This window comes from Microcoleus sp. Pol1C5, assembly GCF_036701115.1.
Taxonomy (GTDB): Bacteria; Cyanobacteriota; Cyanobacteriia; order Cyanobacteriales; family Microcoleaceae; genus Microcoleus.
On sequence record NZ_JAUBQE010000134.1, the window covers coordinates 1 to 2,343 of the forward strand.

Sequence of the window (2,343 nt, forward strand, 5' to 3'; positions counted from 1 at the left end):
ATGCTCGTTGCTGGGTTTTCAGGGATTGGCAAGACAGCAGTCGTCAGCGAAGTCCACAAGCCCATTGTCCGGCAACGAGGCTATTTCATCAAAGGAAAATTCGACCAGTTCAACCGCAACATTCCCTTCGCTGCCTTTGTTCAAGCTTTTCGCGGCTTAATGGGACAACTGTTGAGCGAGGCAGACGAACACTTGGAGCGATGGAAAGCAAAAATTCTTGCAGCACTCGGAGGAAACGGACAAGTCATCATCCAAGTCATCCCCGAACTCGAACGAATTATCGGTCAACAGCCACCCGTTACCGAACAGGTTGGGAATGCCAGTCAAAATCGCTTCAACTTGTTATTCCCAAAGTTTATTCAGGTATTTACCACCCAAGACCATCCGCTAGTCATCTTTCTCGATGACTTGCAGTGGGCAGATTCGGCGTCACTCAAGTTGATGCACCTGTTAATGAGCGACACTCACGCTGGTTACCTCCTGTTAATTGGCGCTTACCGGGATAACGAGGTTTCTGCCGCTCATCCCCTGATGCTGACGCTGGATGAAGTTCGCAGCAGCGGTGCCCTAGTCAACACCATTACTCTCAAACCCCTGAGTCAAAATGACCTCAACCACCTGGTTGCAGACACCCTGAGTTGTTCGCAACAGATTGCTGCACCTCTGACAGAATTGGTGTATCAAAAAACTCAAGGTAATCCCTTCTTTGCCACCCAATTTCTCAAAGCACTACATGAAGACGGATGGATTGCATTCAACACTGAGATTGGTTACTGGCAGTGCGATATCGCTCAAATTCGCTCGCTGGCGCTGACTGATGATGTGGTTGAGTTTATGGCTTTGCAATTGCAGAAGTTGCCCGCACAGGCTCAAACAGTGCTGAAACTTGCCGCCTGCATTGGCAACGAGTTTGAGTTAGCAACCCTGGCGATCGTTGGCGAAAAATCTCAGGCCCAGACTGCCTCGGATTTGTGGAAAGCATTACAAGAGGGATTGGTTTTACCCACCAGCGAGGTTTATAAGTTTTTTCAGGAAGAGTCTCAATTGAAGGCAGAAAATCCTTCGAGCTCGGAACTTGTGGATTCAGACTCGTGTTCCTACAAATTCTTGCACGATCGCGTCCAGCAAGCTGCTTATTCCCTGATTCCCGACGAGCAAAAACAAATCGCTCACTTAAAAATAGGGCAACTGTTACTAACTCATACCTCCGCTGCCGAACAAGAAGAAAAACTGTTTGAGATCGTCAACCAACTAAATATCGGCAAATCCCTAATCGTCGCTCCATCAGAGCAAATAGAACTCGCACAACTCAATCTAAAAGCCGGACAAAAAGCCAGAGCCGCAACTGCCTATACAGCCGCATTTGAGTATTGCACCACAGGCATCGCCTTGTTAGCTGAAGATAGCTGGCAAACGCAGTACGAAATAACCCTAGCCCTCTACGAAGCTGCCACAGAAGCAGCTTACCTGAGCGGCAACTTCGAGCAGATGAAACAATTGGCGGCAGTGATTGCAGAACGCTCTAGAACTCTGTTGGATACGATTAAGGTCTATGAAATTCAAATTCAAGCTGCTCAAGCCCAACATCAATTTCTAGAGGCAGTACAGATTGCCCTGAAGATTGTGGAGGGTCTAGGAACCAGTCTTCCAGAGCAACCCAGTCAATTAGATATTGTAAAGGCATTTGGGGCGACTAAATCCATCTTGGCTGGAAGAAAACCTCTGGACTTAATGACTCTGCCGCAGATGAGAGATCCTAACAAGTTAGCAGTTGTACGGATTCTTGCCGCTGTTTCTGCTGCTGCTTTTGTTGTTACTCCAGCGCTGTTACCGTTTATTGTCCTCGAACAGGTCAATTTATCTGTTCAATATGGCAATAGTTCATTTTCTGCAATTGGTTATGCTTACTATGGACTGATACTTTGTGGCATGACAGGAGAGATTGACTTTGGCTATCAGTGTGCAAAACTAGCACTGAGGTTGCTCGAACATTTCAATGCCAAAGAACTCAAATCGAGAGTCTATGTCGGAATTTACTGTAGCGTGTGGCATTGGAAAGAGCCGCTCAAGAACTCCTTAGCGTTTCTCCGGGAAGGCTACGAAGTTGGATTGGAAACGGGAGATTTAGAATCGGCTGCCATTTGCGGATTTATTTACATCTCATACTGTTGGTTTATCGGTCGAGAATTAAACGATCTCAGCCAAGAGAGTGCTGCTTTCCGAGAGCAACTCAGACTCCTCAACCAAGAAGGGCTTACCAGTCATTTGACGGTTTTTCAGCAAGCAATTTTGAATCTGGTAGGCAATTCTGCCGAACCTTGGCAACTGACTGGAGATGCCTTC

Annotated in this window: 1 protein-coding gene; it reads left to right on the forward strand. The window is 47.0% G+C overall.

Annotated features, from left to right (window positions below; translation table 11 throughout):
- On the forward strand, positions 1 to 2,343 hold a 2,343-nt coding region (locus QUA23_RS30775; RefSeq protein WP_333110725.1), incomplete at both ends, for an AAA family ATPase.